Origin of the sequence: Corynebacterium sp. KPL4072 (genome assembly GCF_037908395.1) — a bacterium.
Lineage (GTDB): Bacteria > Actinomycetota > Actinomycetes > Mycobacteriales > Mycobacteriaceae > Corynebacterium > Corynebacterium kefirresidentii.
Map to the genome: position 1 here is coordinate 60,420 of NZ_JBBMGE010000007.1, position 23,665 is coordinate 84,084.

17 protein-coding genes and 1 pseudogene are annotated in these 23,665 nt (G+C 60.8%); 8 read left to right on the forward strand and 10 right to left on the reverse strand.

Features of this window, described 5'->3' with window-relative positions; translation table 11 throughout:
* Genes WMP97_RS08525 through WMP97_RS08540 form a run of 4 tightly spaced genes read left to right on the forward strand, consistent with a single transcriptional unit; the run spans position 1 to position 3,232 of the window.
* Positions 1-1,038, forward strand: a complete 1,038-nt coding sequence (locus tag WMP97_RS08525; RefSeq protein WP_239208083.1) for a cytochrome P450 — start codon at positions 1-3, stop codon at positions 1,036-1,038.
* A complete protein-coding gene (locus WMP97_RS08530; RefSeq protein WP_340440285.1) occupies positions 1,039-1,713 on the forward strand; it encodes a hypothetical protein in 675 nt (224 codons plus the stop codon).
* Positions 1,710-2,612, forward strand: a complete 903-nt coding sequence (locus WMP97_RS08535) for a pantoate--beta-alanine ligase (RefSeq protein WP_340440286.1) — start codon at positions 1,710-1,712, stop codon at positions 2,610-2,612. The genes WMP97_RS08530 and WMP97_RS08535 overlap by 4 nt, the downstream gene beginning before the upstream one ends.
* Positions 2,612-3,232 carry a GNAT family N-acetyltransferase gene (locus WMP97_RS08540; RefSeq protein WP_316328036.1) on the forward strand — a complete coding sequence of 207 codons (621 nt, stop codon included), beginning with the start codon at positions 2,612-2,614 and terminating at the stop codon, positions 3,230-3,232. Before WMP97_RS08535 ends, WMP97_RS08540 begins: the two co-directional genes overlap by 1 nt.
* On the opposite strand, the gene WMP97_RS08545 is transcribed toward WMP97_RS08540, so the two are convergent.
* The 6 genes and pseudogenes from WMP97_RS08545 to WMP97_RS08570 form a co-directional block, all read right to left on the reverse strand.
* Positions 3,229-4,530 (reverse strand): C1 family peptidase, encoded by a 1,302-nt coding sequence (locus WMP97_RS08545; RefSeq protein ID WP_239205461.1) that lies wholly within the window; start codon positions 4,528-4,530, stop codon positions 3,229-3,231. The genes WMP97_RS08540 and WMP97_RS08545 overlap by 4 nt on opposite strands.
* A gap of 13 nt (positions 4,531-4,543) precedes the next feature.
* Positions 4,544-5,842: a C1 family peptidase gene (locus WMP97_RS08550; RefSeq protein ID WP_340440289.1), complete on the reverse strand. Its 1,299-nt coding sequence runs from the start codon at positions 5,840-5,842 to the stop codon at positions 4,544-4,546.
* Between the two features lie 51 nt (positions 5,843-5,893).
* Positions 5,894-6,835: an ArsA family ATPase gene (locus WMP97_RS08555; protein ID WP_340440290.1), complete on the reverse strand. Its 942-nt coding sequence runs from the start codon at positions 6,833-6,835 to the stop codon at positions 5,894-5,896.
* Positions 6,826-7,083, reverse strand: coding sequence for a cory-CC-star protein (locus WMP97_RS08560; protein WP_239205465.1), 258 nt, complete (start codon positions 7,081-7,083; stop codon positions 6,826-6,828). The genes WMP97_RS08555 and WMP97_RS08560 overlap by 10 nt, the downstream gene beginning before the upstream one ends.
* A pseudogene (locus WMP97_RS08565) lies at positions 7,067-8,777 on the reverse strand (carbon starvation CstA family protein). The gene WMP97_RS08560 and the pseudogene WMP97_RS08565 overlap by 17 nt, the downstream one beginning before the upstream one ends.
* A gap of 221 nt (positions 8,778-8,998) precedes the next feature.
* Positions 8,999-11,101 carry a PhoX family protein gene (locus WMP97_RS08570; protein ID WP_340440293.1) on the reverse strand — a complete coding sequence of 701 codons (2,103 nt, stop codon included), beginning with the start codon at positions 11,099-11,101 and terminating at the stop codon, positions 8,999-9,001.
* A gap of 190 nt (positions 11,102-11,291) precedes the next feature.
* Here WMP97_RS08570 and lysS point away from each other — a divergent pair, with 190 nt between their 5' ends.
* Both lysS and WMP97_RS08580 read left to right on the forward strand, forming a co-directional pair.
* Positions 11,292-12,869 carry a lysine--tRNA ligase gene (lysS, locus tag WMP97_RS08575; protein ID WP_086588204.1) on the forward strand — a complete coding sequence of 526 codons (1,578 nt, stop codon included), beginning with the start codon at positions 11,292-11,294 and terminating at the stop codon, positions 12,867-12,869.
* A 237-nt stretch (positions 12,870-13,106) separates the two neighbouring features.
* A complete protein-coding gene (locus WMP97_RS08580) occupies positions 13,107-13,925 on the forward strand; it encodes a hypothetical protein (protein WP_340440295.1) in 819 nt (272 codons plus the stop codon).
* A 4-nt stretch (positions 13,926-13,929) separates the two neighbouring features.
* Here the strand turns inward: WMP97_RS08580 and crtI are convergent, their stop codons facing one another.
* From crtI to WMP97_RS08595, 3 genes are read right to left on the reverse strand one after another with little or no spacing between them, the layout of a single operon-like run.
* Entirely contained in the window at positions 13,930-15,459 is a 1,530-nt protein-coding gene (gene crtI / locus WMP97_RS08585; protein WP_023019917.1) for a phytoene desaturase family protein, read from the reverse strand.
* A 10-nt stretch (positions 15,460-15,469) separates the two neighbouring features.
* On the reverse strand, positions 15,470-16,345 hold the full coding sequence (locus WMP97_RS08590; RefSeq protein ID WP_340440297.1) for a phytoene/squalene synthase family protein: 876 nt from the start codon (positions 16,343-16,345) through the stop codon (positions 15,470-15,472).
* A 25-nt stretch (positions 16,346-16,370) separates the two neighbouring features.
* Positions 16,371-17,807, reverse strand: a complete 1,437-nt coding sequence (locus WMP97_RS08595) for a GuaB1 family IMP dehydrogenase-related protein (RefSeq protein ID WP_301716381.1) — start codon at positions 17,805-17,807, stop codon at positions 16,371-16,373.
* Positions 17,808-17,918: 111 nt separating this feature from the next.
* On the opposite strand from WMP97_RS08595, the gene WMP97_RS08600 reads away from it, so the two are divergent.
* Positions 17,919-19,340 carry an MDR family MFS transporter gene (locus tag WMP97_RS08600; RefSeq protein ID WP_340440299.1) on the forward strand — a complete coding sequence of 474 codons (1,422 nt, stop codon included), beginning with the start codon at positions 17,919-17,921 and terminating at the stop codon, positions 19,338-19,340.
* A gap of 66 nt (positions 19,341-19,406) precedes the next feature.
* Here WMP97_RS08600 and WMP97_RS08605 read toward each other — a convergent pair whose 3' ends face one another.
* Positions 19,407-20,642 carry a serine/threonine protein kinase gene (locus WMP97_RS08605; protein WP_301732980.1) on the reverse strand — a complete coding sequence of 412 codons (1,236 nt, stop codon included), beginning with the start codon at positions 20,640-20,642 and terminating at the stop codon, positions 19,407-19,409.
* A 222-nt stretch (positions 20,643-20,864) separates the two neighbouring features.
* Here WMP97_RS08605 and WMP97_RS08610 point away from each other — a divergent pair, with 222 nt between their 5' ends.
* Positions 20,865-23,621: an ATP-dependent Clp protease ATP-binding subunit gene (locus tag WMP97_RS08610; protein WP_239205481.1), complete on the forward strand. Its 2,757-nt coding sequence runs from the start codon at positions 20,865-20,867 to the stop codon at positions 23,619-23,621.
* Positions 23,622-23,665: the final 44 nt, after the last annotated feature.

Here is a 23,665-nt window from a genome sequence, read left to right on the forward strand (position 1 = left end):
ATGACTGAGCCGCGCTCTTCTTCTCACACTACTTCCGCCAAGACGTCCAAGCCGGATCTGGGCCAGATCGGGCTCATCGTCCTCGTGGTGCTGGCCGTCCTAGCCAGCATCGTCATGCTGATTTCCGGCTCTGCCGCAGCGCTAAAGATTGCGCTCATCGCCGCCCTATGGGCCGCTGTGCTCGGCTTCTTCCTAGTGATGCGCTACCGCCGCCAGGCCGAAGAATCCGTGACCAAGCTGGAACTGCAGGAGCGCGCCCACCGCGCCGAGCTGAAGCAAGCCCGCGCGGCCGATGGCCAGCCCCTACCGGACCAGGAACTGCTCGATGAGATCCGCACCGAGCTGGCGTCCATCCGCAAGCAGATTGAGGATCTTTCCGGCCACGAATTCACCTATGAGCCGGCCGCCCTACACGCAGAAGCCCGCCGCATCATGCAGCTGGAGGCCCAGACCGCGGCCGCCGCGCGCCCGGATGCGGAGGAAGGCAACGTGGACTTCACCCAGTCTTCTTCCGGCGCCCCGTCCGCCGATGCTATCGCCGGCCGCCTGGGGAACCAGCCGTCCGCGGCGCACGCTGAGTCCAACCCACTCAATGACATCATTAGTGAAAAGACGCGCGCGCAGCGTACCTCCGGCAAGTCTTCTGGCGCCTCTACCTTTAATACCGGCGGTTTCCAGGCCGTGCGCTGGGATACCGGTGGCGATGACTCCCTGAAGACCACCCACGCTTCCGCCTCCAGCGAGCACCACGGCAGCCACCGTAAGCCGGAGGCTGCGACCACGGCCAATGACGAGACCCAGGACATCCCGCAGCAGCCGGCATCGCAGCGCGATGAGCGCGCGGAGTACCCGGGCTCCGGCCAGCACGTGGCCCCAGAAAAGTCCGAGCCAGTACGCCAGAAGGCGGCCCGCTCGCATCATCGCGCGGCTGCTGAGGAGCCGGAGTCGCGTGGCCGCCGCCGCAGCGACGATAAGCGCGAGGGCGCGGTCTCCGTGGCCGAGCTGCTGGCCCAGGCAAAGAATAAGAAGGATAAATAAATGCGCCCGCCACGCATGCGGGTAGCCCTCTTTGGCCGTAGCTTGGCTGGTATCAACCTGGCCGAAGAAATGGCGCGTGCCGGCCACGAGGTTGTTGAGATTTCCGATCCAGCAGAGCTTTCTTCCTGTGAAGCGCTCATCATTGCGGTGGGCGATGCCCGCCTAGATGCCGCAGTAGAATTACTGGAACCCCAAGTTCACCGCGGCCTCATTGCTATTCACACCTGCCTGTCGCGCGGCGTACAGGTTTTGGATCCGCTAGAGACTCGCGGCTGTGTGGTAGCCGCGCTTGCCCCTATCGTCTCTGGACGGTGGGCTGCAACCACATTGGATGAGCTAGGTGAAACCATCGTGGAACTCATCGCCGGGGAGTTTCATGCCGATGTTCTCGCATTATCGGACGTCGATCGTGCCCCCTTTGCTGCACGCGTCTACTACGCCGACATGCTGCACCGGCTACAGGTACCCGCGGCACGGGAAGCAGAATTTTTCGCCCCCACTGAGGAATGGCCACCGGTAGGCATTGGCTTTGATAGCCAAGAAGCCATCGCCGCTTACCGCGGCGCCACTGACCCCGGCTTGCGGCGCAGCTACGTGGAAGTTGCCCGCCGCCTAGGAGAGGTGGACGGCCGCGAAGAGCTAGAAATGTGGGCCCTACAAGAGGAGAGCCGATGAGCCTAGAGCTGGGAAACGCTACCGTCATCAACGATATTGAGCGCATCCGCATGGTCGGTAGTGCTTTTCACAAGACTGGCCGGCCGGTCGCCTTCGTGCCGCTGACTACCGGTGTGCACGCCGGTCATATCGCGCTGGTGCGCGCGGCGAAGCGCATCCGGGGCGCCGTTACCGTCGTGGCCCTGCAGTCCCCGCAGAAGGAGGACCTTGAGCTTCTGCGGGCCGAAGGAGTGGACATCGTGTGGGAGTACTCGCCCGAGTCCTTGTGGCCACACGGACGCCGCATCGCCGTAGCACCGGCCGACGCCGCCACCGCTCTCGAGCCGGATCTCAGCGGGGATCTCACGCTTTACCTCGCGCTCATTTTGACGCTTGCGCCAACCGACGTCCTTTTAGGCGAGAAGGACTACGAGCTTCTCCTTGCCATCCACCATGCGGTCCAGGACTTCCACCTAGGAGTCCGTGTGCAAGGCGTACCCGCTGTGCGCATGCCCGACGGCGTGGTAATGAGCCTGCGCAATACCCACGTGCCGGCCGAATCCCGCGAGCAGGCCGCGGCACTATCTGCCGCGCTCACCGCTGGCGCGCATGCCGCCGAGACCAGTGCGCAGAAGGTACGTGAGGTTGCCGCGGAGGTGCTTCGCGCCGCGGGGGTTGAACCCGAGTATCTCGAGGTGCGCGGTCGCGATTTAGGGGCCCCTCCCGTAGAAGGTGATGCCCGCCTGCTTGTTGCCGCGACAATCGGTGGCGTCCGGCTCATCGATAATGTGGGCCTGCCGCTGGGCATCGGTTTTAATAATATTGAAGAACACGAAGCCAAGGCCGAGCTCGAACGCGAACAGCAACGCGAGCAACAGCGCGCAGAAGATGCCGCTTCCCAACAGCTATCGGAGGACTAATGACCGATATCCAGATCCGCGACCTTGACCCGCGCGATGAGCCCCAGGCCATTTCCTTTGCCATTGAAGGCATGCATCTGCACTGGTTTGTGAAAAATCCTCGCTTCGAGCGCGCCTATGGCCGCTATTTTTGGGATTTAGAGCGCGCCAAGGCCACCGATATCTTGGCCGCTTACGATGGCGACCGCTTCCTCGGCGTGCTGCTGGCCTCCATGAAGGGCAAGCCCGCGTTGCCATATCCGTGGTGGCGCAAGGCATTTGTCCGCGCGGTGGAAATCTTTAATAATCTGCGCCCGGGCGGGCACCGCGATGATTACGATGCCGCCAATCAGGACATGCTGCTCAAGTACTTGGGCAAGCACCCCATTGATGGCGAAATCGGTTTCCTCGTCGCGGATCCCAATTCCGGCGTGAGCGGCGTGGGCACGGCACTACTTGAGGCCTTCGAATCCCGCCATTCCGGGAAGAATATCTACCTGTTTACCGATGACGGCTGTACGTACCAGTTTTATGACAGCCGCGGCTTTAACCAGGTAGGCGAGCGCACCATCGCGGTCAACGAGGACCGCGACTTGGTGTGCATGCTCTATGTGCGGCGCTTGGGCGCACCGCAGACCTAGCGCGCCAAGGCCCCCATCGGGTCCCAGGCCGGCAGGGTAGTCACGGACTCGGACTGCAAAGCCGCTTGGTATTGTTCCGGCAGTCGGGAAGGGTGTACGGCAATTTCGAAGACGAACTCGTCGAACCAGTCATCGGCCATGGTCCAAAAGCCCTTATCGGCCTTCTTTGGACCCCAGGAATTCTCCACGCGCCAGCTTTGTACTGCGCCGCCTTCGGCGATATCGGCGCCGGTAAACACCATCGCGTGGGTCATCATGGACTCGTGCAGGCGCAAACGCTGTGCCTTGTCCAGATCCATCTCCACGCCGTAGAAGGCCTCATAATCGTGCAGGTGCTTGGCCCACACGCCGTGCTCATCATCAGATTGCTGGTCAGTATCGCAGCCGAACCACACTGGCTGGCCATCGTTGATGGAGTCACGCGCGGCATCGCGCAGCACCTCCACCGGCGCGTTCAGATAGGTTACGCGCTCGCCGGCCACATTGCCCAGGTATTCCACGGTGTAGAGCTTGCCGTAGGCATTGCGGGGATCATTGACCACGCACACGTACTCACTGAGGTCTGCGGGCAGGTATTCCTTGGCAAACTCCTGCGGGGTAAAGGTGCCCGCGCGGTGGAACTCATCATCCTTATCGCGATATTGCCAGACAAAGTCCTCCGGCGGCAGGCCCAGGTTGGCGGTGAGGATACGGTAGACGTCGGCAAGCGCCTGCTTGTGCGCGCCCTCTTCGCCGCTGCGGATCCGGTGCGCGGCGCGGCGCAGCACGGTCTGCAGGTTACGGTTCAACATCGCCGTGGCCTCCGAAGAAGCGGTTTCCGGCATGGCGTACTGCGGTACTACACCGTATTTTTCCACCAGTGCGACAAACATGGACCACTGGCCGCCGTCATCGATCGGATCATCCATGAGCTTGGTTACGGTGCGGTCCGTAATATCGCGGTCCTTCAGCTCAGCCATGGCGCTAAGGAACCAATTGGCCTTCTCGAGCTTGTCAAAGAAGTAAATATAGGTCTGGGAAAGCTCAAAATCTTTAAGCTTGGCCTTGTCCATCAGCCCACCGCGCAGGGAATTCAGGCCGGCAAAAATCCAGCAGCGGCCCGAAGCCTTCTGGTCGGCCACGCCCCAGGAATCTAGCTTATGGCTGGTCACCCGGTTAAGGGTGTGCAGTACCTCGCGGTCGAGGCTGAGCTTATCGACGCCTTCCTGAGCCACCCCATTGCGTACCAAGCGCAGCGTGGCATCACTGGCGAGCTCAGCATTGGCGGCATGAACCTCGTTCGGGTTAATCTCGGTCATTTCTCGATTCTCCTTAGTTCATCCGGTCCCAGAGGGGAAGCTCAATCGGTTCGGTATCTAGCGCCTGAGAAAGCTCATCGCTCAGGTGCTCCTTGCGCACGGCGATGTGGAAGACGTTCTGGTCAAACCAGGCATCGGACATGGTGGCAAAGCCCTTGCCGGGCACATCCTCGCCGTCTTCCTTGCGTGGTGGCTTGGAGCCCCAAGAGTTCTCCACGCGCCAAGCTCGGTCCCCATCCACACCGGTGAGCGCCATCGCGTGGGTAGGCGCGGTCTCGCCGGAGGTAAAACGCTCCTCCTTAGTCATGGTGGAATCGATGCCGTAGAGGCCATCGGTATCCACCAGTCCCTCGTCCCATACGCCGTTGAGGAAAGAGAATTGACGGTTGACGTCGCAGCTAAACCACACCGGCTCGCCGGCGGCTAGGCTGCGTTTGGCGGTCTCCTTGAGCTCTTCCACGGTGACGTTTAAGTACTCTTGTGGCGCGCCACCCAGCACATTGCTTTCATCAGCGCTGCTAAATACGCGATGCTTGGGGTTGGTGGAACGGGGGTCATCAGCCAGCACCACGAACTCGTCGAGGTGGGGTAGGTATTTCTTGGCAAACTCGCGCGGGGTGGAGTGCAGGCGCACGAATTGCTCGTCCTTGGTGCGATACGCCCAGGTAAATTCCTCGGGCGGGGTGCCCAGGTGGATGGCCAGGATGCGGTGGAAATCTTTGCGTGCCTGAGCAAGGATGTCCTCGCGCGGGCCATCTAGCGCGGCGGCGCGACGCACCACCGTGGCGAGATCGCGGTTCATTTCCGCGGTATGTCCAGACGAGCGGACCTCCGGCATGACCTCGGCAGGTACCACGCCGTACTTGGCCACCAGGTTGCTAAAGAAGCACCACCAGCCGCCGTCGGCTCCAGCGTGGTCGAGCACTGCGGCCACGGTGCGCTCATCCCAACCAGCGTCCTTTTTATCCAGCAGCTGATTGAGAACCAGGTTGGCCCGCTCCAGCTTGTCAAAATACTGCAGGTAGGTGAAGGAAAACTCGAAATTATCTACGTTGAGTTCCTGCGCAGCGCGGTGGCGGAAGACGTTTAACGCAGCGAACATCCAGCAGCGGCCGGAACGCTTTTGATCCGTTACATCCAAGCTATCCAGCTTGGTTTCCGTGGTGGGGTATAAGGCGGTAATGCGGTCGCGGTCAAGCGCCGCCTTGGCCGCGCCAACGTTGGTGATGGCGTTGCGGGCCAGCCGCTGCCGTGAATCGGCCGCAGCCTCCTTGCGCAACTGGGACAGGTATTCCTTGGTGAGCAAAGTCATATTTCGGTTTTAGCAGACTAGAAATCCTGATGGGGCTGGTTGGGGGAAGAGCTAGAGAAATTCCGCCAGCTTTTCGACGGCCCCCGGAGTCCCCACTTCCTCCGGCAGCCACGGAACCTCGCGCACTGGGGTCTGCGGGAGCTTGGCGCGGAGAAGTGCGAGCGCCTCATCTTCGGCCGCGCGACGGGCGGCGAGGAATTCTCCCTGGTTGGCAGGGGTACGGCGGTTAACCAGCATGGACCCCACGCGCACGCCATTTCCGGTGAGGTCCGCGTGGAACTCGGCTGACTCGAGTACGGGCAGGCGCTCGGCGGTAAGGACAATATGGAAGACCGTGCGCGGTGAAGTCAGCGCCGCGCGCAGCTGGGAAAAGCGCTCGCGCCGCTGGAAAAGAGTGGCGCGAATTTCCTGATTGCGCCGGTCCACGGGGTCATTATTCGCGCTGTTGCCGGGCGACATTCCGCGTACTAGCGAGCCGAATTTATCGGATTTCTCGCGCCGGGAAAGTAAGCCATCGGTATAGGCGGCCATGATTTCTGGCAAAGCCATCAGCCGCGAGGTATGCCCAGACGGGGCGGTATCGAAGATGAGGAAATCGACGTCGGACTCTTCGCCGACGAGCGCCGCGATACGCTCCAATAGTGCTGCCTCCTGCGTGCCGGGCGATTGCCGGGCCAAGTCCAGGTGCTTTGTGACCTCGCCATGCAGATGCTCGGGCATGAAACGGCGCATCGCAGAACCTACCTGCGCAAGATGTTGTTCCGTGGCGCGCGCCGGGTCGAACTCGATGGCGGAGAGGGAAGGGGTGAGGGCCACGGGGGCATCGCCAAGCGCGGTGCCAAAGATGTGCCCCAAGTTGTGCGCTGGGTCCGTAGAGACCAAGCAGACGCGGTGATCGCGGGACAGGCGCAGCGCGGTGGCGGTAGCCAGGGTGGTCTTTCCCACCCCGCCCTTGCCCCCAAAGAACATGATGGGTGCAGTCTCTAACAACATTGAATATTCTCCAGCGGGGATCTTTCCATTCCCATGCGCGTATGCCAGGCGTGGAAATCCTCATAGACCAACGGCAAAAGCTCCAGGGTGTAGTAACTGGCCGGGTTGGGAATGCCCAGGGCCTCCGAGACCACCAGCATCATGAAGAGATCGTCTTCCTGCTGCTGGGCTTTGGCAAAACTGGCGCGGTACGGGGCCTGGTAGAACTCATTGAGACCAGCCCCGAACGCCCTAAGCTTGTCGAGCATGCTCGGGCAGCGGGGCGTCAAGATCATCATCGGACCACTCCAGTGGGGCCTCCTTGCGGGCACGAGAGATGGCACCGACGGCCTCCACAATGACCCAGATGGTGGCGACCACGATGATGGCGTCCATGCAGAACAGCAGCCAGTTCTGGCTAGTAAATAGCGACTTTAGCTGCAGGAGCGCGGCCCACAGGGACATGGCGGTAACGAAGATGAGCGGGATGACCACTGGCCACGTCGGCCGACGTAGGTGGGTGAGGATGACTACCACGATGGCCAAGGAGAGTCCTGCCATGAGCTGGTTGGTGGTACCGAATAGCGGCCAGATGGTCATGCCGCCCGAGCCATCCACGCCGGCGGAGAAGGTCAGCCCAAAGGCCAAGCCCACCGCAATGACGGTGGCGGCCAAAGCCTTGATGCGTACGCCTATGATTTCGCCGATTTCTTGGACCACCAAACGCTGCAGGCGCACACCCGAGTCCATCGTGGTAGCCGCAAAAAGCACGGCCATGGTGGCCAAGATGGTGCCGGAAAGGGAGGTAGGAATACCCAAGCCCTCATTCATGAGCGCGCCGCCGCCTTGCACAAAGGCGTCCACGCCGCCGGCGTTCCACTCGGAGTAGATTTCTTCCCACTGCGCGGCGGTCTTGAAGCCAGCGGTAGTAGCGATGATGGTGCCCAGTGCGAGCAAGCCCTCGCCCACCGCGCCGAAGTAGCCCACAAAGCGCACGTCGGTTTCTTTATCCACCTGCTTGGAAGAGGTACCGGAGGCCACCACGCCGTGAAATCCGGAGACAGCGCCGCAGGCGATGGTGACAAAGAGCAGTGGAAAGATGCCCGGGGTGCCGTCTGGTACGTTATCGCGCAACGCTGGCGCCATAATCGAGGGCCGAGTGATAAGGAAAGACCCGTACAAGATGGCCAAACCTACGAAAAGCTGCAGGCCGTTGATGTAATCGCGTGGCTGCAGCAGCACCCATACCGGCAGCATCGAAGCGATGAAGGCGTAGATGAATAACAAGATGATCCACACGCCGTTGGCGGGAATCCCCAGGACGGTATCCGGCAAGACCACGGGAACGCGGTCACCGATGATCATCAGCGCGTAGAGCGCGATCACACCCACGATAGATACCAGCGGTAGGTTCCACTTCAGGCGGTAGATGGCTTGGCCGATAAGTAGCGCGACGGCGATGGCGCCCCACGTGGGAATGACGGCCGTGGGAGTGGATACCAACAGGTTGGAGATGACCACTGCGAAGGCAGTATTCACCATCAAAAGCAACAGGAAAATGACGATGAGGAAGAGGTTGCGCCCGCGCTTGCCGATATAGCGCCCAGACAAGGTACCAATGGATTGGCCCTTGTGGCGTTGGGAGGCCCACAGAGCGCCGAGATCGTGCAAACCTGCGAAGAAGATGGTGCCGATGGTCACCCAGAGAAAGGCCGGTACCCAGCCCCAGATAACGGCTACGGCAGGACCGATGATCGGTGCTGCACCCGCTACGGAAGTGAAGTGGTGCCCCCACAGGGTATTTATTGGTCGGGACATAATCCACGCCGTCTTCCATGGTGTGGGCCGGGGTGGAGTAATTCGGGGATAGCCGGAAAATTCTTCGCCCTAGGAATTTGGAGTAGAGCAGATAGCCGGCGACCATCATCGCGATACCGATGACGGCGAGGACAAGAGAGTTCATAGTGTGTGTCTCCTCATAGACGGGCAGGTGGCGTGCATCACACGTGCGAATAGTATGCCATAACTCACATATGTGTTTGCCTGTGGGGGAGACCGATGGGTGGATTTATATTTGAAGGGTACCCGGAGACTTTTGGTTCAGTCGCCGTGGATAGACGAAAGCGCGGCCCTTGCTCGAGCAGGAACAAGGGCCGCGCGGTGGGTACTTAAACCAGGTGGTGGTTACTTCTTATCGACGCCGATATTGCCGTCCTTCTTCCACACCACAACCACTGCCGGGCGTGGGGTGGACTTGCCACCGTCAGGCCAGTGAGAGGTCTGCTTTTCAAAGGTGGCATCATCGGTTTCACCTGGGTGCTGGACGTTGACCATCACGCGCTCATCGGTGACGATGGGGCCACAGGTCTCGGCACCTGCCGGAACGGTAAGGAAGCACTTCAGCTCACCGCGGGTATCGCCCTCGGTGGTCACCGCGTAGAGGCCATCGTTGGACTCCAACGCGTTACCGTCGGTGGAGATCCACAGATTGCCGTGGCTATCGAAGGCCAGGTTATCCGGGCAGGAAATCGGGGAGACCTTCTCCTTGTCAAAACCACCGAAGTAGGTATTAGCCTCCTTCGGATCGCCACAGACCAAGAAGAGGTTCCAGGTGAACTTCTCGCCAGCGTGGTCATCTTCAATCTCCATGACTAGGCCGTTCTTGTTCTCCTTGATAGGAGCCCATTCCATAGGCTCTTCCTTGTTCTTCTTGGCGTTCTCGCCGGTAGCGCCACGGTACTTATTGTTGGTCAGGGCAACGTAGACCTTCTCCGAGTCTGGGTGGACCTGCATATCCTCAGGGCGGTCCATCTTGGTCGCGCCCACCTTATCGGCGGCCTCACGGGTGTAGACCGCAACCTCTTCTGCAGACATGCCGTCGACGTGGGACTCGAACTTATTGTTTTCCGTATCGGAGGTCAGCAGCTTAATCCACTTGCCCTCGCCGTCGAAGGCACCGTCTTCGGGCAGTACGCCGGAGCCGTCAATCTCGTCGGCTGGGGAGTTGCCCTCTACCTTGGCTACGTACAAGGTGCCGTGGTCCAAGATGGTGAGGTTGTGCTCGATGTCGCCCTCTTTGTACTTCTTGGTGGAGATGAACTTGTAGATGTACTCGAAGCGGGAGTCATCGCCGGCGTAGCACACCACGGTGCCATCGGAGGCGATGTGGATGTTGGCGGCCTCGTGTTTGAATCGGCCCAGAGCGGTGTGCTTGACCGGGGTGGACTTAGGATCTAGTGGGTTAATCTCGACGATCCAGCCGAAGCGGTTCGGCTCGTTCGGCTCCTTGGAGACGTCGAAACGCTTATCAAAGCGCTCCCACTTGCGCTGGGACTCGCCATCTTCCATGCCGAAGCGCTCTAGGGACTCCTGCGCCTTCTTGTCATCCAGCTTGGCGTGAGCGAAGTACTGGTCAAAGTTCTCTTCGCCGGAGAGCATGGTGTTCCACGGGGTGATGCCACCGGAGCAGTTACTCAGAGTGCCCTTGACCTTCTTGCCCGTCTTATCGGCGGAGGTCTTTACAAAATCGGAACCGGCAGCCGGGCCGACCAAGGTGAATTCGGTGGTGGCGGTAATGCGGCGGTTGAGCGGGCCAAACTCGCGCTTGAGCTCACCGGTGTTTCCTACCTTGGATACTTCCACGATGGAGTGGCCGTGGCCAGCCCAGCCAATCTTGGCCTGCTCTTTGGTGGGGTTGTCCGCATCGTAGTTGGGGAACATCTGCGGCTCGGTGGTGTACTCGTGGGAGCAAACGTAGATAAGGCGGTTGTCATCGTCCGGGTGCTCGATGAGGCCGGCGAAGTCATTGTTGAATCCGAACTGCTTCTCTGCTGCCTCGGCGGTCTGATTCTTGTCATCGAATTCCGGCGCGTCCTTAAACAGCGGATCGCCCCACGCGATGAGCACGGACTGCTCGTAGCCATCCGGGATGACTACTTCGTCCTTTTCATTCGGCTGTACTGGGTCAAACTTCATGCCCTCTGCGGAGGTTAGCTCGACGTTCGCCTCAGAGGTCTTGCCGCCCTTGCCCTCGGAAGAAGACGCCTCAGTAGAAGCATCGTCAGGGCTAGAGCAGGCAGCCAGCGCGGCGCCGCCGCCGACGGTTACGACGGACAGGCTGCCCGCGCGCAGGGCGGTACGACGGGAGAACTGGTCACCGAAGTACGGGTTATCGGACTTGTTCTCGCACTCTCCAAAGCAGGCATTACCGCACTTGTAGGTGCAAGTCAGGCTGGAACGAGAGGATGTGAAGAGACTAGAGAGAAGATTGCGGCCCTTAAGCGCCATGGGTAGTGCTCCAAAAATGTCGAAAAATATTGATTACATATGGGGACAGTCATATATAAAAGGTCATCTTCGTAACTGTGTGTTGACCCCGAGGTGACAGTGAAGTGAATTATGCGTAAATCCTTTCCCGGGAGAGGGTGGCGTGGGCTAAATCGCGTGCTGCGGTGGGGATCGACTACCCTTGGCTAACGTGAGCGAGCAGAAGAATAATGAAGTAAACGATGTCCCTGAGCAGCTGCGCATCCGCCGCGAAAAGCGCGATCGCCTGCTGGAATCCGGCGTAGAGGCCTACCCGGTAACCGTTGAGCGCACCATCTCTTTAAAGGATTTGCGCCATGATTTCCGCGTCGTGGCTGAAGGCGAAGAGCCTGGCAACGAAGAGGGCGTAACCTACCTGGCCCCTGGTGAGGAAACCGAGGTCACCCATGCCATTGCCGGTCGCCTTATTTTTATGCGCAATACCGGCAAGCTGTGCTTCGCCACCTTGCAAGATGGCGATGGCACCCAGGTGCAGGCCATGCTTTCCCTCGCAGAGGTAGGCAAAGAGCGTCTCGACGCCTGGAAGTCCGACGTCGACTTGGGCGATTTCATCTCCGTGCGCGGCCGCGTGATTTCTTCGCGCCGCGGCGAGCTGTCCATCATGGTCTCCGAATGGACCATGGCCGCTAAGTCCTTGCGCCCGTTGCCGGTGTCCTTCGCCGATATGGCTGAAGATACCCGCGTGCGCCAGCGCTATAACGACCTCATTATCCGCGAAGATGCCCGCAAGAACGCCATGATTCGCGTCAAGGTCATGCGCGCGCTGCGCAATTACCTGGAAAGCCAGGACTTTGTAGAAATCGAGACCCCGATGCTGCAGACCCTGCACGGTGGCGCAGCCGCTCGCCCGTTTATCACCCACTCCAATGCGCTGGATATTGACCTCTACCTGCGCATCGCTCCAGAGTTGTACTTGAAGCGCGCGGTCGTGGGCGGCATTGACCGCGTCTTTGAAATCAACCGCAACTTCCGCAATGAGGGCGTTGACCGCTCCCACTCGCCAGAGTTCGCCATGCTGGAGACCTACGCTGCGTGGGGCGATTACAACGATTGTGCCCGCATGACGCGTGAGTCCATCCAGGCTGTTGCCCGCGATGTCTTCGGCTCGACCACCGTCACCCTTGCCGATGGCACCGAGTTCGATTTCGGTGGCGAAGAATGGCCGGAAATCGAGATGTACCCCTCCCTGAATGAGGCCCTGCAGCGTAAGTTCCCGGGCCAGCCGGAGGTCACCATCGATACTGACGTCGAGACGCTCAAGGGCATTGCAGACGTCATTGGTCTCGACGTCCCTAAGGACGGCGGCTGGGGCCACGGCAAGTTGGTCGAGGAAATCTGGGAGGTCCTGTGCGAGGACCAGCTCGAAGGCCCTATCTTTGTCAAGAATTTCCCGGTTGAGACCTCCCCGTTGACCCGCCAGCACCGTTCCGAGCCGGGCGTGACCGAAAAGTGGGACCTCTACGTGCGCGGTTTCGAGCTGGCAACCGGCTACTCCGAGCTCGTGGACCCGGTTATCCAGCGCGAGCGCTTTGAGGATCAGGCCCGCCTGGCCGCCGGTGGCGATGATGAGGCCATGGTGCTGGATGAGGACTTCCTCGCGGCTATGGAGCAGGGCATGCCGCCTACAGCCGGTACGGGCATGGGCATGGACCGTCTGCTCATGGCCTTGACCGGCCTGGGCATCCGCGAAACCGTGCTCTTCCCGCTGGTCAAACCCGAGCAGAAGTAGCACCTAGCGTCCTATCGCTTGGCCGTCAGCCCGCGCGGGCTGACGGCTTTGCTATTTCCTGCTCATGTTCGTTCCTGCACCCCTGCTGCAAAAGACCAGCGCAGTTTCTCACCGCATGGAAAAATGCGAGGCATGAAAAGAATTCTCCCTATCCTTGCCCTACCTGTATTGGCCGTTGGGCTTGCGTCATGTTCCTCTGCTGACAGTAACGAGGAAGCGCCCCAATTCCGTCCACGGATGACCGAAAGCACCGCAACTAGCTCGGCGGAAGCTTCCTCCCCAGAGAGCACAGCGGAAGACACTACCGAATCAGAAAAGAAGGTGGATTCCTCGGGGCTGACCATGCGTTCGGCCGAGGACTTTTTGGCGAAGGGCCCCGAATACGCGCAGTCGAAGGTGTGGGGAGTTAAAAGTCCCGATGGAAAAGTTTCGTGCTCCTTTAAAGAGCTCTCCGCAGGCCCGTGGTGCACCGTGCAGTTCGCAGATCCACCCCTAATGCCAGACCCAAACCAGCCGCAGTGGGAGGCTAATATGGTCAGCTTCAAAAAGGGGGAGGGATTCTTCCCATCTGGCGCGGTGGATCCAGGTGATATGACTCCGTCGAAACAGCTCAAGGCAGGGGAGAAGGTAGAAATTGAAGGCGTTACCTTCGAGGCACCAAACTCGGATGAGTTCACGGTCACAGCGAAGGGACATCATTTCACCGTAAAAGACAACGGTCAGTACTACTCCGATACCTTCCCACCTAAGCCCGATTCCAATGGCAACGCCAAAATGGGCACTATCTGTGGGCAGATGGATACAAAATGGGGACGAAAGAACGTCTACGTGCAAGTCGATGGCACGAACTGCACCAAAGCTATGCAGGTCGTAGATAGCTACGTGAACCACGACTTTAAGCCGGAGGAAGTAAATACCCGCGGCTTCCTCAGGCTCGAAGGTTGGGCGTGCGATGTATCCGCGCCAAAGTTCTTAGATGACGCAAAGCCGGAAAACCGCTTGCCCAAATGCGTGGATTCGAGTGGCAGCGGGCGAGTAGTTCTCCTGGATATCTAAGTTTTTAGCGCACGAGTGGGCCGGCGGATTTATCGCCCCGCAGGCGCTTAATGATGTTCTCGGCCGAAATCAGGCACATTGGCACACCGACGCCCGGCACGGTGGTAGCCCCCGCATAGTAGAGGCCGTTTACCTTGCGTGAGGCATTGCGTCCGCGCAAAAACGCCGACTGTCGCAGCGTGTGTGCCGGTCCGATGGAGCCGGCCGACCAGGCATGGTAGCGCTCGGCAAAATCGGCCGGGCCGAGCGTGCGCTTGACGACGACCCTCTCTCGCAAATCCGGCACTCCGGCCGTGGCCGCGATGCGGTTGAGGGCGGCGTCGGCAATCGCAGCAACGCGCTCGGACTCCTCAGCGTGATAGGCATTGCCAAACCCGGGCGCCTCCGCGGCCGGCACCGGCACCAGAATGAAGAGATTTTCGTGGCCCTCGGGGGCGACACTTGGGTCGGTGGCGGAGGTCTTGGACACGTAGATGGACTCGGAGGCCCCCAACGGCCGGGAGGGCTCTGGGCCGGAATAGACGGCGCGGAAATCCGGATCCCAGTCCTTGCTAAAGAGCAACGTATGGTGTGCCAGCTCGGGCAGCTTGCCCTTCACCCCGGCCAAGATGAGCACGGTACCCAGGCCCGGATTGCGCCGGCCCCAGTAACGCTCCGGGTAGGTGCGCAGCTGCGGCGGCAAAAGCTGGGTCTCGGTGTGGTGCAAGTCCGCTGCGGAGACCACGATATCGGCGTGGATGGCGCCCTTGTTCGTGCGCACGCCCGTTACCTGCCGATTAGATACCTTGATGGAGGTAACCTCCTCGCCCAAACGGAAGGTGGCGCCAAACTTCTTCGCTTGTCGGTAGACGGCCTGGACCACGGCGGCGAAACCACCTTGTGGGTAGCGCACCCCCTCCACCAGGTCGGTGTGGCTCATCAGGGAATATAGGGCTGGGGCGGCGGCCGGCTCGGAGGATAAAAAGACCGCCGGATAACTCAGAATCTGGCGCAGGCGGGCATCAGCGAAGTTACGGCCCACGTGCTGCTGCAGGTTTGCCGCAAGCAGCGCCACGAGGCGAGAAAGCCGGGTGCGAATATCGCGGTGCACCAAATTGAGCGGCGCGGAGAAGGTGGTGTAGAGGAAGTGCTCGAGCGCCATGTCATAGGTATCGCTGGCCTGCGCCAAGTACTGCCGGACCTTGTCTCCCGCGCCGGGTTCCAAGGACTCGAACAGCGCGGTGACTTCCTCGATACCGGAGTGCACGTCTACGGGCGCATCCCCATGAAAAACACGGTAGGCGGGGGAGAGGTCCACCAGATCTAGCTCCGCCTCGGTAGAGGTGCCGCAGAGCGCAAAGAAATGATCGAAAGCCTCGGGCATGAGATACCAGGACGGGCCCGTATCCCAGCGAAAGCCGTCTTCTGCAAAGCTGCCGGCGCGGCCTCCCACCTCATCCAGCGAGTCCACCACGGTGACCTCGTATCCTTCGCGGCCGAGCAAGGCGGCGGTGGCGAGTCCAGCGATGCCGGCTCCGATGACGACGGCGTGCATGACGTTCTCCTTAATCTTCGGCTGGGTGTGGGGCGTGCTTGCTGTGGCCGCGGCGGCGCACTGCGCGGGCCGCTAACCAAGCCTTGGTGTGGTTGGGCACGGATACGCGCGTGGTGGCGAGGTCCGTAGCAGGGGTTGCGGCGAGGCGATTGGTCAGCTCGGCAAAGATATCCGCCGCCGCGCTCACACCAACCCGTGCGGAGGCAGGTAGCAAGTCGATGGTGAGCGCGGCGGTAGCAAGCTCCTGGCGGATCTCTGCGATGAGCGCGGACTTGGTGGCCTCATCAATCCGGCCGGATGGGGCCTGCTGAAAATAGGTGCGCCCCAAAGTAGAGCTATCCTCGCCCAAATCACGCAGGAAGTTTATCTTCTGGAATGCCGAACCTAGCGCGCGGGCGCCGCGTTCCATGGCAGTGCGGTCGGCGGGTGAAACGCTTTCCTCGGCTAGGAAAATCTGTAGGCACAAAAGCCCAATGACTTCCGCCGAGCCGTAGATATAGTCTTGCAGCTCGGCCGAAGAATACTCGCGTTGTTTAAGATCCGCGCGCATGGAGTGAAAGAAGGCAGCAAGGTACTCGCGGTGGAAGCCGCAGCGGCGAGCAGTGATGGCATAAGCGTGCACTATCGGGTCGGTGTGCAGTCGCCGTTGCGGTGCGGCCAAGATGGTCTGCTCGTAGGCGTCCAGCGCGGCGGCGGGGTCGGTGTAGGCTTGGGCAGCGGCGCCGTCGACAAGCTCATCGGCAATGCGCACCACCGCGTATAAGTGGCGGATATCGGCGCGCACCCGCCCGCGCAAGAGCCGCGTGGCCAGCGAGAAGCTGGTGGAGTAGCGCCCCATAACCTGTGCGGCCGCGCGGGAGGCCGCTTGGTCATAGCGAGTTAGCATATCTGTCAACGTAGCATGCAGCCTATTAACGGTTCGTGGCGCGCGGCTGCCCCTCCGCGAACCCGGCGGCGGACTGCACGCCCACAGTGGCGCGTTCGTGGAAGCTAGCCAAGGAATTGGCGCCGGCGTAAGTGCACGAGGAACGGACGCCAGAAATGATTCGGTCCACTAGATGCTCCACGCCGCCGTGCTCGGGGTCGAGGTAGATACGAGAGGTAGAAATCCCCTCTTCAAACATCTCGCGGCGGGCGCGCTCGAAGGCCTCCGTATCGGAGTTGCGGCCGCGCACTGCCCGGCGCGAAGCCATGCCAAAGGATTCCTTGTAGAAGGCGCCATCGGCGTCCTTGTGCAGGTCACCTGGGGATTCAAAGGTTCCGGCGAACCAGGAGCCGATCATGACATTGGAGGCACCGGCGGCCAGAGCAAGAGCGACATCGCGCGGGTCGCGCACGCCGCCATCGGCCCAGACGTGGGCGCCAACCTCGCGGGCTGCCGCAGCGCACTCCAGGACGGCCGAGAATTGCGGGCGGCCCACACCCGTTTGCATGCGGGTGGTGCACATCGCGCCTGGGCCCACGCCGACCTTGATGATGTCCGCGCCGGCGGCCACCAGTTCGCGCACGCCCTCCGCTGTGACGATATTGCCGGCAGCAATGGGAAGCCCCAAGTCCAGCGCTTTTACCTTGCGCAGCGCGCTGAGCATGCTGTCTTGGTGCCCGTGTGCGGTATCAATGACTAGGACGTCGGCTCCCGCCTGCGCTAGGGCACGGGCGCGGCCTTCCACATCGCCGTTGATGCCCACGGCCGCACCAATGTGTAACCGGCCCTGCTTGTCGACGCCCGGCTTATACATCTTCGCCCTCACCGCCCCCTTCCTGGTGAGGATTCCGGCCAGGGTGCCATCCGGGTTGACCACCGGTGCCAACTTCCGCGAGGTTTTGCGCAGCTTGGTGAAGGCCTCCTGTGGGTCAATGCCCACCGGCAGCGTTACCAGATCCGTGGTCATCAATTGGCCGACGGCGGTGAAATTATCCTGCCCGCGCAGATCCTTCGGTGTGATAATGCCGATGGGCATGTCCCCGTCGACCACGATGGCCGCGCCATGAGCGCGCTTGTGCAAAAGGTTGCTGGTATAGCCCACGGTATGGTGCGGCTTCACGATAATGGGGGTGTCATAGACCAAGTCAGCCGCTTTCACGGAGGCGATGGTCTCTGCGGCCGCATCCAGGGATAGGTCCTGTGGCAGGATAGTGAGCCCGCCGCGGCGCGCGATGGTCTCGGCCATGCGGCGACCGGCCACGGCGGTCATATTGGCCACGATGAGCGGGATGGTATTGCCAGTGCCGTCCTCAGTGGTGAGATCCACCGACTGGCGCGAGCCCACCTCGGAGTGGCTGGGCACCATGAACACATCGGAATAGGTCAATTCGTACGGCGGGCGGGAATCCTGGAGAAAACGCACTGGGATGGCCTCTCTATATATTCGGGTGGCGCGGTCTGACCGCGCGGAGGAAGACATTAAAATTATACTCCCCGGCTTTCCCCATATCGGCGGCCTCAGTATCCTATCTGGGTGTCTCAGAAACCAGATCCGCACATTTCCGCAGAGGTAAAAATCAACCTCACCATCCTCGTCCTTGGTGCGATGGTGATGATCCTGAACGAGACCGCCCTTTCGGTGGCATTGCCTGCCATCATGGCGGACTTTGACATCCCGGCTACCTCCGCCCAGTGGTTGCTTACCGGTTTCCTGCTCACCATGGGCGTGGTCATCCCGACCACCGGCTTTCTCATGGATAAATTCACCACCCGCCAGATCTTTCTCGCCTCCGCGGGTGTATTCCTTGCCGGTACAGTCTTTGCGGCACTCGCCCCAGCCTTCGGCATCTTGCTGGTGGGGCGCGTTTTCCAAGCGGCGGGTACTGCGTTGATGATCCCCACCTTGATGACGGTGGCGATGACCCTCGTCCCGCCGCAGCGTCGCGGCAGCGTCATGGGCATTATCTCCGTGGTCATTTCCGTGGCCCCAGCGCTCGGACCTACGGTGGGCGGTCTGGTTCTTAGCATGTTCACCTGGCACGTCATCTTCTGGACCATGGTTCCGCTGCTCGGCCTCATCGGCGTCGCCGGCTACCTCCGCCTAGTCAACGTGGGCGATAAACGCGATACCCCGCTGGATTTCCCCTCAGTTATTTTGTCCGTCCTTGCCTTTGGCGGGTTGGTATATGCCGTATCGTCCCTAGAAAATATTCTGGAGGGCGAAGGCCTCATAGACATCCTCGTCCTCGCCATAGGACTTGTGGCCTTGGCGCTTTTTACCCTCCGGCAAGTGCGCCTGGCTAAAGACGATCGCGCCCTGCTGGATATGCGACCATTTAAGGTTCCGAACTTCACCGTGGCGGTACTCGGCATGCTTTTGATGTTCGGGCTATTGCTTGGCGTGGTCAATGTCCTGCCCATCTACCTGCAGACCTCTTTGGCGGTAAGTTCCCTGGTCACCGGGCTCGTCGTCATGCCCGGCGGCTTGCTGCAAGGCGGCATCTCCCCGATGGTAGGCCGCCTCTATGATGTCCACGGGCCCCGTCCGCTGATGATTCCAGGTGCCCTTCTCCTTGCCGCGGGTACGTGGCTGATGACCCTGCTCACTGAGGACAGCGCTGTGTGGATGGTCATTGCTATGCACGTCCTATTCGCCCTCGGCATTGCGCTCATGATGACGCCACTGATGACGACGTCCCTGGCCTCCCTGCCGGATGAGCTCTACTCACACGGCTCCGCCATCCTTAATACTTTGCAGCAGCTGGCGGGCGCGGCCGGCACTGCCTTTTTGATGACGTTCCTTAGCCGTGGCACCAAGGCTGGCCTGGCACAAGGCATGAATGATGCTGCTGCCACCGCTCACGGTGCGCACTGGGCATTCCTTTTTGCAGGCGTGCTCTCGCTGGTGGTTATTGTGCTGGCCCCCTTCCTCAAGCGCGTGCCGTCGACGGAGTAGCCACTAGGACAGGCATAAGGCCCGCACACGCTATGCGCGGCGGGCCGGAAACTCTGAGAGTGCGATTTAAGAGGCGCACAGCGGCAGGTTCAGCCGCTCGTTTTCAGCCTTATCGCCCCACACGAGGAACGCGGATTGGGTGCCTTCAACGGCCATGACGTAAGTAGGAACATCCGCGGTGGTCTCATAGCTTTGGATGGTGCACTGGTCATTGGAAAGCTCCACCGGCTCGGCGTCGGGAAGCATGGCATCGCGCTCTTCTATGCTGGGGTAGTAGGTCACGATATAGCTAAACCCATCGCCCACGCAGGAAATCTTGGCCTCCTGGCCAGACTCCGGCTCACGCGAGGAACACTTTGCCCCATCGAAGCCCTCCTGGCCACTACGGGAGCTCACCAGGTTCGGGTACGCATCCGCCAGGTTTTGTTCTTTGTCATTCCAGCTGGGGTAGGACAAGAAGAACCACAGCGCCGCCGCGGCAGCAATCGCGGCCACCGCCAACACGCTAATCAACGCAATGAGACCGCCCTTGCCCTTCTTCTGCGGCGCTGGCGCCATGGGCTGTTGCCCCATGGGTTGCTGCCCCATGGGCTGGGCCATCGCCTGCTGCTGCGGCTGCGGCTGTGGCTGTGGCTGTGGCTGCGGCGGGGCGAATTGCTGCTGGGGGCGCGGTTCGGGGGCTTGCACGCGCGGGATCTGCGCGGTATCGAACTCTCCCTGCGGGCGCAGATGCGCCACCACATCCTTGGCGCTATCCGCCGTGCCGGTGGCCTTATAGTCCGGGCACTTGCGCGCGACGAGTTGCTCGAATGCCTCTACCGCTTCGCCGTGCTCCTCGGGAGACGGGCCGGCCGCGGCCAGTACCGAAATCTGCCGTTGCTTGTCGACGCCCACCCGGGCCTCCCTCAGCCCATGGACCGCAAAGTCTGCCTGCTTGCGAGAGATCAAAAAGTCCACCGCACCGGCCAGGGGGCCAAAGATCTCCGCCGCGTCCGTGCGGCTGAGATTATTGGGTATTTGCGAAAGCTGGGTGCCGACAAACCCCTCGCGTACAATAAACTCTTGCCCGTCTGCGGTAGTGCCCGTGCCTACCAGCGGTGCGATAGCCGGGTGATGCAATCCATGTAACGCGGTGGACTTTTCCACCATGCCGGTGATTCCTGGGGCGAAAATCTCCACGCTCAACGGCTGATGCGTGGCCCCGTCTTCCACGGCGAAGAGCGTGGAGGAAGGAGCTTCATCCACTACTGCCAATTCGTGCAGGTTGTGTTGGGTGGCGAAGAACTCAGGAAGTTGCGGCACGGTGGAGATTTCCTTAAACAGTGCGGAAGAGGGGCGGGGAACAATAAAACGATTCCAGATTACATGCCCGTGCCCCTGTTCGCTACCGGCGTACACCCGTGTGAGCTGCGAAGATGGGGAATTATCGCGGTATTGCGGGCATCTGGGAGTAAAACCGGAAATGATCGGCGGATTGCCGCGTTAGAGTGGGTGACACATTAGAAGCGAAAGTATAGGGGAATCATGTTCGAGAGGTTTACCGATCGTGCTCGCCGCGTCATCGTTTTGGCGCAGGAAGAAGCACGCATGCTTAACCACAATTACATCGGCACCGAGCACATCTTGCTCGGCCTTATCCATGAAGGCGAAGGCGTCGCTGCCAAGGCACTGGAATCCATGGGTATTTCCCTGGAGGATGTCCGCCGTGAGGTCGAGGAAATCATCGGCCAGGGTAGCCAGCCACACACCGGCCACATCCCCTTTACTCCACGTGCCAAGAAGGTTCTTGAGCTCTCCCTGCGTGAGGGCCTGCAGATGGGACACAAGTACATCGGTACTGAGTTCTTGCTGCTGGGTCTCATTCGCGAGGGCGATGGCGTCGCCGCGCAGGTGCTGACCAAGCTCGGCGCCGACCTGCCACGCGTGCGCCAGCAGGTTATCCAGTTGCTGTCCGGCTACGAAGGTGGACAGCAGGAGGGCGGCTCCTCCAATGGTCAAGGCTCCGGTCCAGTCGGTGCAGGTGCTGGCGCCGGCGCTCGTGGCGGCTCCGGTGGTTCCGGTGAGCGTTCCAATTCCCTGGTGCTTGATCAATTCGGCCGCAACCTCACCCAGGCTGCCAAGGACGGCAAGCTTGATCCTGTCGTTGGCCGCGAGTCCGAGGTAGAGCGCATCATGCAAGTGCTCTCTCGCCGCACAAAGAATAATCCGGTCCTCATCGGTGAGCCGGGCGTTGGTAAGACCGCCGTGGTCGAGGGCTTGGCGCTCGACATCGTCAACGGCAAGGTCCCGGAAACCCTCAAGGACAAGCAGCTCTACTCGCTTGACCTAGGCTCCCTGGTGGCCGGCTCTCGTTACCGCGGTGACTTCGAGGAACGCCTGAAGAAGGTCCTCAAGGAGATTAACCAGCGCGGCGATATCATCTTGTTTATCGATGAGATCCACACCTTGGTCGGTGCTGGTGCTGCTGAAGGTGCTATCGATGCAGCTTCCTTGCTCAAGCCAAAGCTGGCCCGTGGCGAGCTGCAGACCATCGGTGCTACCACCTTGGATGAGTACCGCAAACACATCGAAAAGGACGCCGCCCTCGAGCGTCGTTTCCAGCCGGTTAAGGTAGACGAGCCTTCCCTGGATGACACCTTCTTGATTCTGAAGGGCCTGCGCGATAAGTACGAGGCTCACCACCGCGTGTCTTATACCGATGAGGCGCTGCACGCTGCAGCTTCCCTCTCGGATCGCTACATCAATGACCGCTTCTTGCCGGATAAGGCCGTCGACCTTCTCGATGAGGCTGGTGCGCGTATGCGCATCAAGCGCATGACCGCGCCAAAGGGCCTACGCGAGGTCGATGACCGCATCGCGGAGGTCCGCAAAGAAAAGGAAGCGGCCATCGATGCCCAAGACTTCGAAAAGGCAGCTGGCCTGCGCGATAAGGAGCGCAAGCTGGGCGAGGAGCGCGCTGAGAAGGAAAAGCAGTGGCGTTCCGGTGACCTCGAGGAAATCGCCGAGGTTGGCGAGGACCAGATCGCAGAGGTGCTGGCGCACTGGACCGGCATCCCTGTCCTGAAGCTGACGGAGAAGGAATCCAACCGTCTGCTCAACATGGAAGAAGAGCTGCACAAGCGCATCATTGGCCAGGACGAGGCGGTCAAGTCCGTCTCCCGCGCCATCCGTCGCACGCGTGCAGGCCTCAAGGACCCGCGCCGTCCATCCGGCTCCTTCATCTTCGCCGGCCCGTCCGGTGTGGGTAAGACCGAGCTGTCGAAGTCCCTGGCTAACTTCCTCTTCGGTTCGGATGATGACCTCATCCAGATCGATATGGGCGAATTCCACGACCGCTTCACCGCTTCTCGTCTCTTCGGTGCCCCTCCGGGATACGTCGGCTACGAAGAGGGCGGCCAGCTTACCGAGAAGGTTCGCCGCAAGCCATTCTCCGTCGTGCTTTTTGATGAGATTGAGAAGGCCCACAAGGAGATCTACAACACCTTGTTGCAGGTGCTAGAGGATGGCCGGCTTACCGACGGCCAGGGTCGCGTTGTTGACTTCAAGAACACCGTTCTCATCTTCACGTCGAACTTGGGTACCCAGGACATCTCGAAGCCGGTGGGCTTGGGCTTTACTGGCTCTTCCGAAAATGATGCGGATGCTCAGTACGATCGGATGAAGCAGAAGGTCAACGACGAGCTGAAGAAGCACTTCCGCCCGGAGTTCTTGAACCGTATCGATGACATCGTTGTTTTCCACCAGCTCACTCAGGAGCAGATTGTGGAAATGGTCGAGCTGCTCATCGGCCGCGTGGCCAAGCAGCTGGAGGAGCGCGATATGGGCATCGAGCTCACGCAGAAGGCCAAGGACCTGCTGGCTAAGCGAGGCTTCGACCCAGTATTGGGTGCTCGTCCGCTGCGCCGCACCATCCAGCGCGAGATTGAGGATCAGCTCTCCGAGAAGATCCTCTTCGGCGAAATCGGCGCCGGTGAGATCATCACCGTCGACGTCGAGGGCTGGGACGGCGAGTCCAAGGACAACACTGGCGCGAAGTTCACCTTCAGCCCACGCCCGAAGCCTCTGCCGGAGGACACCGAGGAGCCGCAGCTTGACGACGCCGAGGTGCGCGAAAACGACGCCGACTCCACCGATGCCGGCGAGCCCGACACCATCACCCCGGACGTTCCGGGCGATGGCGGCTCCACCGCCGCCGGAACCGACCTAGAGTCCGGCTCCGGTTCCGACTCCGATGACGATGGCCATAACCCGCCGCCAGCAGGCGCCGGCCAGCCGATGTAGTGGCGCTATAGCGCCTTAAAGCCGCCCAGCCCTCGCTTTCCCTG

What these genes read in the sequence shown, in the direction of transcription:
- WMP97_RS08530 (WP_340440285.1), top strand. Translation starts at nt 1,039, where the DNA reads ATGCGCCCGCCACGCATGCGGGTAGCCCTCTTTGGCCGTAGCTTGGCT.
- WMP97_RS08590 (WP_340440297.1), bottom strand. Translation starts at nt 16,345, where the DNA reads ATGCTAACTCGCTATGACCAAGCGGCCTCCCGCGCGGCCGCACAGGTT.
- WMP97_RS08545 (WP_239205461.1), bottom strand. Translation starts at nt 4,530, where the DNA reads ATGACCGAGATTAACCCGAACGAGGTTCATGCCGCCAATGCTGAGCTC.
- WMP97_RS08550 (WP_340440289.1), bottom strand. Translation starts at nt 5,842, where the DNA reads ATGACTTTGCTCACCAAGGAATACCTGTCCCAGTTGCGCAAGGAGGCT.
- WMP97_RS08555 (WP_340440290.1), bottom strand. Translation starts at nt 6,835, where the DNA reads ATGTTGTTAGAGACTGCACCCATCATGTTCTTTGGGGGCAAGGGCGGG.
- WMP97_RS08525 (WP_239208083.1), top strand. Translation starts at nt 1, where the DNA reads ATGACTGAGCCGCGCTCTTCTTCTCACACTACTTCCGCCAAGACGTCC.
- WMP97_RS08580 (WP_340440295.1), top strand. Translation starts at nt 13,107, where the DNA reads ATGACCGAAAGCACCGCAACTAGCTCGGCGGAAGCTTCCTCCCCAGAG.
- WMP97_RS08610 (WP_239205481.1), top strand. Translation starts at nt 20,865, where the DNA reads ATGTTCGAGAGGTTTACCGATCGTGCTCGCCGCGTCATCGTTTTGGCG.
- WMP97_RS08560 (WP_239205465.1), bottom strand. Translation starts at nt 7,083, where the DNA reads ATGCTCGACAAGCTTAGGGCGTTCGGGGCTGGTCTCAATGAGTTCTAC.
- crtI (WP_023019917.1), bottom strand. Translation starts at nt 15,459, where the DNA reads ATGCACGCCGTCGTCATCGGAGCCGGCATCGCTGGACTCGCCACCGCC.
- WMP97_RS08570 (WP_340440293.1), bottom strand. Translation starts at nt 11,101, where the DNA reads ATGGCGCTTAAGGGCCGCAATCTTCTCTCTAGTCTCTTCACATCCTCT.
- WMP97_RS08540 (WP_316328036.1), top strand. Translation starts at nt 2,612, where the DNA reads ATGACCGATATCCAGATCCGCGACCTTGACCCGCGCGATGAGCCCCAG.
- WMP97_RS08535 (WP_340440286.1), top strand. Translation starts at nt 1,710, where the DNA reads ATGAGCCTAGAGCTGGGAAACGCTACCGTCATCAACGATATTGAGCGC.